We start from the raw sequence: 7,059 nt of genomic DNA, 5'->3' as shown, positions 1-7,059 counted from the left end.
TCGCTTCGCTTCAACCGCGCATTTACCAATGTATCTAACTTCCCTAAGTTTGTCAACCCCTTTTGGCAAAATTTTTTGATCTTTTTTCTATCCCTTGCTACGTCAGCCTTTCAGCCTTTAGGGGTTTTGGCTAGTCCCTTGATTAGAACTGCTGGTGCTGACTTTCTAGTTTGCTTGTACTAGGTATCTTCCGCAATTTAATTTTTTATTCAGTACCTCTCGATCGCCGGGTCGATTTTGGGGTAATCATTAGATAGTCAACAACTCAGTTCCCTCTGATCAATAATAATTTCTAGTCAGCTTGCTCCCATCCCCGATTCTTTCCTTAGCTTTTTGCCTGCCGTTGTATCGATCTATTTTGAGCAAGAGAAGCTGAGAACCTTTGTGGCCGTTGATTTTGAACTTAGCTTGTGTCCGTCTGGGCCAGTTTTCCTAGCCATTGCCCCATAACTGATATATTTCCTGAAAAACTGGGCAATCTAGGACTAGACAGCATCGTGATAAGGGGGAATAAGACCTTGGACTCCGCTAACGCACAGAAAATTCTCGGCTATTTCATCGAAGAAGCAAAAGAACACCTGGAAACTTTGGAACAGGGGATTTTAGACTTAGGCAATCTCGTGAACAATACTGAACAGATGAACGAGATGTTTCGTGCCGCCCATTCCATCAAGGGGGGGGCGGCCATGTTAGGTTATAGCAGTATCCAAAAAACTGCTCACCGTCTTGAGGATGCTTTCAAAATACTGAAAGAAAATCCCATACAAGTGGATCAAAAATTAGAATCTTTGTTCCTCAAGGGTTATGATCTGCTTCAGATATTGATCGATAAGCTGCCCGGTCCATTAGGTTTGCAAGCCGAGGAAGCTAACGCTATCGTTAAAAAAGGTGAACCGACTTTTGCCGAATTACAGTCCCATCTTAACTATCTTCTCGACCAAAAAAAATCTACCCCAGCGATTGCAGCAACCTCTTCTATTTCCATCAGCGTCAGAGATATCCTCAAACAGATGTTACAACTGTTCAAACAGGAAGAAACCAGTGCTTCCCGTCAGCAATTACAAAAATTAAATTTATCTCTGTCTCAATTGGCTTCAGAACAGCAAAAGTGGCAATATTTAGTTAAAAATGCCCAATCAGCCCTGGCTAACCCCAAACATTCCTACCGCACTCTCGCCCCGGTTATTATTAAAGAATTAAAACAAGCTAGTGATTTATTGGAATGGGGTTGCGGGGAAGAAATCACCGTCAGTCAAGAATTGCAGTTATTAGCCACCGCCAAATTACCACAAATCCTGATCACCCTAGAACCGGAATTAGTAGCTAGTACCCTGCTGCAAATGTTTAATCGCCAACAGGTCTCGCAACTGGTACAGTTATTACAAATAAGACGTTGACATCTGCGCTGGTGTAAAAAGGTGGGGGATTCCCAGGAGAATAAACTTAATTGTTTTTAATTTTGGTGAGTTAGGAAGATATGTAATTAATTGTGCGCCCACCGAGGTGGCAATAATTCTAGAGGGTGAATTGGGATAGAGCCAAACCGGAAAAAGCTAAGATATGGCAAGATAAAAACTTAATGCTGACGGCTGACCAATATCAGACCTGATGCAGTATCTCTTTAGTCACCGGTCAAGCTGGGATTTACTGAGAGTAAGCAATCTGCTAGAGTTTTAACGTTCGTTAAATTTCTCGGGCAGAGAAAACAAACAAAACCATAATGGTGTTAATGGGTGTGTGGAAGTGCTTAAAAATCTCAATTTTTCGGGGCGATATTCCTCGCTGGCCCTGCTGCTGGCTATTTTCGGATTATTTCACGGGACGGTAATGGCCGAAGAAGAACCGCAAGAAACGGTTTTTCCCCGCGTCGAGCAGATAGTACAGTCTCCTCCTGCGACGGGAGAAACTACGCCACCCGTGGCAGCACCGCCGGAAACCCCGACGGAAACCCCAAGCCCCGCAGAAACTCCGACAACAGCCCCACCGGTGGCGGCGGAGGAGTCGCGAGTTTTGGTGGCCGAAGTGGTAGTACAGGGGGCCGATCGAGAATTAGAAAATCTAGTTTATAATACCATTCGCACCCGACCAGGACGAAGCACGACTCGATCGCAACTGCAAGAAGATATTAACGCCGTTTTTGCCACGGGCTTTTTTGCCGATGTGCGGGCAGTTCCGCAAGATACGCCCCTAGGGGTGCGAGTCACCTTTGAGGTGCAACCTAACCCCGTTTTTCAGGGCGTACAGATTCAAATTGCCCCGGAAACCATGGACAAATCGATTTTACCTGCCGGGGTGGTCGAGGAAATTTTCGCTAGTCAATACGGCAAAACCCTGAATTTGCGGGAATTACAGGCGGGGGTAAAAAAAATCAATGACTGGTACAGCAAAAACGGCTATGATCTGGCCCAGGTAATCGGTGCGCCGCAAGTCACTCCCGATGGTAGGGTGATTCTGGTCATTTCCGAAGGTTTAATCGAAAAAATTCAAGTACGCTACTTTAACGTCGAACAGGAACCGGTCAAGGGTAAAACTAGAGAATTTATCATTACTAGGGAAATGCGCCTAAAAGCGGGGGATATTTTTAACCGCAATACGGCCCAACAGGATTTACAGCGTGTTTTCGGTCTCGGTTTATTCGAGGATGTGCGTCTGTCTTTTTCTCCCGGCAGCGACCCAAGGGAGGTGATTGTTAACGTCGATGTGGTGGAAGGTAATACCGGTTCCCTGGCCGCTGGGGGTGGTATTAGCTCGAATGCGGGCTTATTCGGGACTGTTAGCTATCAACAGCGCAATTTTGGCGGTAATAACCAAACTTTAGGGGCAGAAGTCCAGTTAGGGGAACGGGAATTTTTATTTGATCTGAATTTTTCCGATCCTTGGATTGCCAAGGATAATTTCCGCACTTCCTACACGGTGAACGTTTTCCGGCGACAGTCGATTTCTCTGGTTTATGATGGGGAAAATTCCTCGATTCGGACGCTTAACGATAATGATAGTCCCCGTATCGTCCGGACGGGTGGCGGTATTACTTTTGTCCGTCCTTTGGCCCCCGATGTGTTTACGAAACCAAAATGGGTGGTTTCCCTAGGCTTTAACTATCAACAGGTACAGGTGCAAAATGCCAATGGTGACATCTCCCCCCTCTCTGCACCTCTCAATGGTTTTGGCAGTCAACAACTGGCTTTTAGTTCCTCTGGGATCGATGATATACTTTCTCTAAATATTGGCGCTATTCGAGATTTTCGCGATAATCCCCTGCAGCCCACCAGTGGTTCTTTCCTGCGTCTAGGTTTAGAACAAACTATTCCGGTCGGTTCTGGCAGTATTTTCGGCACTCGTGTTCGGGGTAGTTACAGTTACTTTATCCCCGTTCGGTTTATTAATTCCTTTAATCTCTTTGAAACCGATATTTTTAAAGGTCAGCAATCCCTCGCTTTTAATGTGCAAGCAGGGACAGTATTAGGCGATTTACCCCCCTACGATGCTTTTATCGTTGGGGGTAGTAACTCTGTACGGGGTTACGCCGAGGGAGAAGTGGGTAGCGGTCGCAGTTATTTCCAAGCGACGGCCGAATATCGTTTTCCCATAGTAGCAATTATTGGGGGGGCGTTATTTGTCGATTTCGGCACTACTATTGGTTCCCAAGGGGATGTCCCCGGTCAACCCGGGATTGTCCGGGGTTTACCCGGTACCGGTCTCGGTTACGGTTTAGGTGTTCGGGTACAATCTCCCGTCGGCCAAATTCGGGTTGACTACGGTTTTAATGTCGATGGTGGTTCTCGTCTCCATTTCGGTATCGGGGAACGATTCTAATCAGTTATCAGTGATCAGTTATCGATAAATTTAGTTCTTTTTGTTGTTCACTGATCAAAGCTTTATTACTTAATAATTATGGTTTCTACTATCGCTAAACAATTTGAATTATCGGGAATTGGCCTGCATTCGGGGGAGATAACACGGGTGTGCGTCTGTGGGGCAAATCCTGGGGAGGGACGTTATTTTGTCCGCAGAGATTTAGCCAATCAACCGATTATTCCCGCTCTAGTTTCTTCGGTTTACCAAACGACTTTATCAACGGAATTGGGACAAGGAGAAGCCAAGGTTAGAACCGTTGAGCATTTATTAGCGGCCTTAACCGCTTTGGGGGTAGAGGATGCTCGCATTGAGGTGGATGGTGCGGAAATTCCCCTCCTCGATGGTTCGGCCAAAATCTGGGTAGAAGCGATCGAAAATGCTGGTTTAGATAACTCTTTTTCTCCATCAGATTTAACTATTTCTCAACCGATTTGGTTGTACGAAGGAGATGCTTTTGTGGCGGCGATTCCTTCCCCTGAATTACGTTTTACCTACGGGATCGATTTTACCTATAAACCCATCGGTAATCAATGGTATAGTTGGAGTCCTGAGCAGGAAAGTTTTAGTCAAGCGATCGCAGCTGCCCGTACTTTCGGTTTTGCCGATCAAATTGAATATTTACAAAAGGCTGGTTTAATTAAAGGAGGCAGTTTAGAAAATGCTTTAGTCTGCGATCAAAATCAATGGTTAAATCCTCCTTTACGGTTTGAAAATGAGCCAGCAAGACATAAATTATTGGACTTAATTGGTGATTTGAGTTTACTGGGAACTATTCCCACAGGTCATTACATGGCTTTTAAAGCCAGTCATAAACTTCACGTTCAATTAGCTAAAGCAATTCAGGGTTAATTATACTAAATTCTGTTTAAAAGGTATAGGGGAGTGGGAAGTGGGGCTGTCTGGAGGCGGGGTTTTTACTTCTGTCGATGACATGGCTTTCGCTCGATCGTTCTCTACTCAAGCCTTTATCCTAGCATTGATAACCCTTAGCTATTAGCCGTCAGCTATCAGAATCATTCCAACATCGTCGGGTTTGCTCGGTGACAGGTTGCCAATCGAGTTTGAATTAAGTGGAAAATTCTCCCTGATAGCGATCGCACTATTCTCAGGGTTCAGGTGGAATCTGTAACTGCAAGTCTTCAATCAGTGACGGGATTTCAGCCTGAACCACATCCCATACAATATTGAGGTTGACATCATCATATTCATGTACTAACCGATTTCTCATTCCATTAATTTCTTGCCAAGCAATGTTGGGAAAGGTCTGGCGGGTTGTTTCGGAAACTCGTCTGGCTGCTTCGGCAATCACCAATAGCCGTCGAATGACTGAATCTTGAAGCTGCACATTGGCGACGAACTCAGCTTTTGAGCATTGAGCCGTGTAGGTCATGATCAGTTCTGCGGATTGCAGTATATCAAGCAGGAATTGAAGATCCCGTTGCATAAATCACCTGGGCAGAGGAAAGAATTTCGTGGCGACGTAAATAGTTACGGCTAGTTTCAATACCTTGGCGGGTAATCAGATCAATGTCTCGGTCAAACATAGTTTTTAATTCTGCTTCCATCTGATCGAGGCTGCTGAAGGTGGGGTGTGCCTCTGGGTGAAACTGCACCATAATATCAATATCGCTGTCGGGGCGAAAGTCATCGCGCAGGACAGAGCCGAAAAGGGCAAATTCGGTCACTTGCCAGCGTTGGCAGAAATCAGCAATTTTTTCTGTCGGCAGATCGATGGCAACGCTAGACATCTTCAGTTCTCCTCCTTCGGTTTCAGCTTGAAGACCGGGGTTGGATGCCCGATTCCAGCATAACAACCAGTTGTGAAATACGATCAATTGGTTCTGGACAGCGCTGCAAAAGTCGCGCAATTTCAAGGACTTGGTGCAACAAGCCACTGGGCGGTTTTTCTTGTTTGAGGATGCGCCGAAGATTGGCAATGCCTGGTTCTGCTTGACCGAGAGCAACCGTATAAAGAGTACGATAGATCCGCTCAAATTGAGCATATTCTCCGTAAAGCTGCAAACCTTGCTCCCAGGTGGCTCTGGCGGCAGTCAAATCTCCGCGCAGTGCCTGGAGTAACCCCATACTTAAAATTCCGTTGCCGTAGTAGGGGTTGATTTGGAGGGCAGTAGTGAAGTTTGGCTCGGCACGATCAAGCTCTCCTTGTAATAAGAAGAGAATACCAAGATTCCTGTATGGCAGTGAATATCTCGGATTAAGTTCGATCGCCGTCTGAAAGGATGTGATCGCATTCTCCCACTGCTCTAATTGAAGATACAGGCATCCCAGATCATTATGCGGTCTTCCATTGGTAGCATCGATCACCATCGCTTGTTGAAAAGCTGCCATTGCCTCTTGATAACGCCCAAGATCGTGGTGTACCATGCCTAAACCACTATGGGTGTTACTGTTGAATTGGGATTTAGAATCAATAGCGATCGCCCGTTCATAGGTCGCAATGGCTGATTCGTATTGCCCCATATCGTGATAAGTACAGCCCAATGTTTGCAGGCGAAAGATCGGCACCCACGACGAGTTTCCTGCAAGCTCGATCGCACGGTTACAGGCAGCAATGGCTTCATCGTAGCGCCCCGCTTTTCGATAGGCACCCCCCAGGGCATTGTATGCAAATTGATTCTTCGATTCTTTCTCAATCCACTGCTGTCCATAGGCGATCGCCTCATCATATCGCTTGAGTTCTGTGTAAGCATTCAATAAATTAAATTGAGAAGACAAGGTAGTGCTAATATCCAGCTTGAGATAGATTGCGATCGCCTCTTCGTAGCGATTTTGCCAGTAGTAGAGATCGCCCAAATTGTTAACTAAAATCTTTAAACTGGTAAGATCGGAAAGTTCAACCGCTGCAATACCCTGAGCAATTGCCTTTCTAACGCTGCTATTTTTATGATTCAGTGCCCGTTCTTCCAGCCAAGCTTTCACCTCGGCACTGTCGTTCCAGAGCGTGATCATTTTTTGGGTGATTGGTTGAGGCTCTTTATTCTCTTCGACTGCTGTTTTGAGCTTGTGCAGCAGTTGTTCGGAAACAGAGGGAATCTTGGTTTTGCCGGCTCTTCGTTACTCTTTATGCTAAATCAACAGACAAGATGCCAAGATAACATACTTCTAACCCAAAAATTCCGAAAGTTTCTAAAGCCATAGCCTCTTCGTTTTATTAGTTTAAGTTTATTGTTGATTCCCTCGACC

Annotated in this window: 7 protein-coding genes; 3 read left to right on the top strand and 4 right to left on the bottom strand. The window is 45.6% G+C overall.

Translation table 11 applies throughout. The features are described 5' to 3' along the window. Positions 1 to 518 precede the first annotated feature (518 nt). The 3 genes from IM479_RS17910 (at position 519) to lpxC (ending at position 4,704) form a co-directional block, all read left to right on the top strand. Positions 519 to 1,397: an Hpt domain-containing protein gene (locus tag IM479_RS17910; RefSeq protein WP_287687842.1), complete on the top strand. Its 879-nt coding sequence runs from the start codon at positions 519 to 521 to the stop codon at positions 1,395 to 1,397. A 430-nt stretch (positions 1,398 to 1,827) separates the two neighbouring features. Further along, a complete protein-coding gene (locus tag IM479_RS17905; protein WP_287687843.1) occupies positions 1,828 to 3,813 on the top strand; it encodes a BamA/TamA family outer membrane protein in 1,986 nt (661 codons plus the stop codon). Between the two features lie 78 nt (positions 3,814 to 3,891). Next, entirely contained in the window at positions 3,892 to 4,704 is an 813-nt protein-coding gene (lpxC, locus tag IM479_RS17900) for a UDP-3-O-acyl-N-acetylglucosamine deacetylase (protein WP_287687840.1), read from the top strand. Positions 4,705 to 4,960: 256 nt separating this feature from the next. Here lpxC and IM479_RS17895 read toward each other — a convergent pair whose 3' ends face one another. The 4 genes from IM479_RS17895 to IM479_RS17880 form a co-directional block, all read right to left on the bottom strand. Beyond that, entirely contained in the window at positions 4,961 to 5,299 is a 339-nt protein-coding gene (locus IM479_RS17895; protein ID WP_002752016.1) for a HepT-like ribonuclease domain-containing protein, read from the bottom strand. Then, the gene (locus tag IM479_RS17890; protein ID WP_287687839.1) at positions 5,271 to 5,603 is read right to left on the bottom strand and encodes a nucleotidyltransferase family protein; all 333 of its coding nucleotides are present in this window, start codon (positions 5,601 to 5,603) and stop codon (positions 5,271 to 5,273) included. Before IM479_RS17890 ends, IM479_RS17895 begins: the two co-directional genes overlap by 29 nt. Before the next feature lie 22 nt (positions 5,604 to 5,625). Further along, positions 5,626 to 6,825: a tetratricopeptide repeat protein gene (locus tag IM479_RS17885; protein ID WP_287687837.1), complete on the bottom strand. Its 1,200-nt coding sequence runs from the start codon at positions 6,823 to 6,825 to the stop codon at positions 5,626 to 5,628. A 122-nt stretch (positions 6,826 to 6,947) separates the two neighbouring features. Beyond that, positions 6,948 to 7,059 (bottom strand): transposase (locus tag IM479_RS17880; protein WP_071784045.1); only part of this gene is annotated, 112 nt, incomplete at its 5' end.

Origin of the sequence: Microcystis sp. M165S2, from assembly GCF_020245885.1 — a bacterium.
Taxonomy (GTDB): Bacteria; Cyanobacteriota; Cyanobacteriia; order Cyanobacteriales; family Microcystaceae; genus Microcystis.
This window is presented reverse-complemented; position numbering and strand designations above follow the sequence as displayed.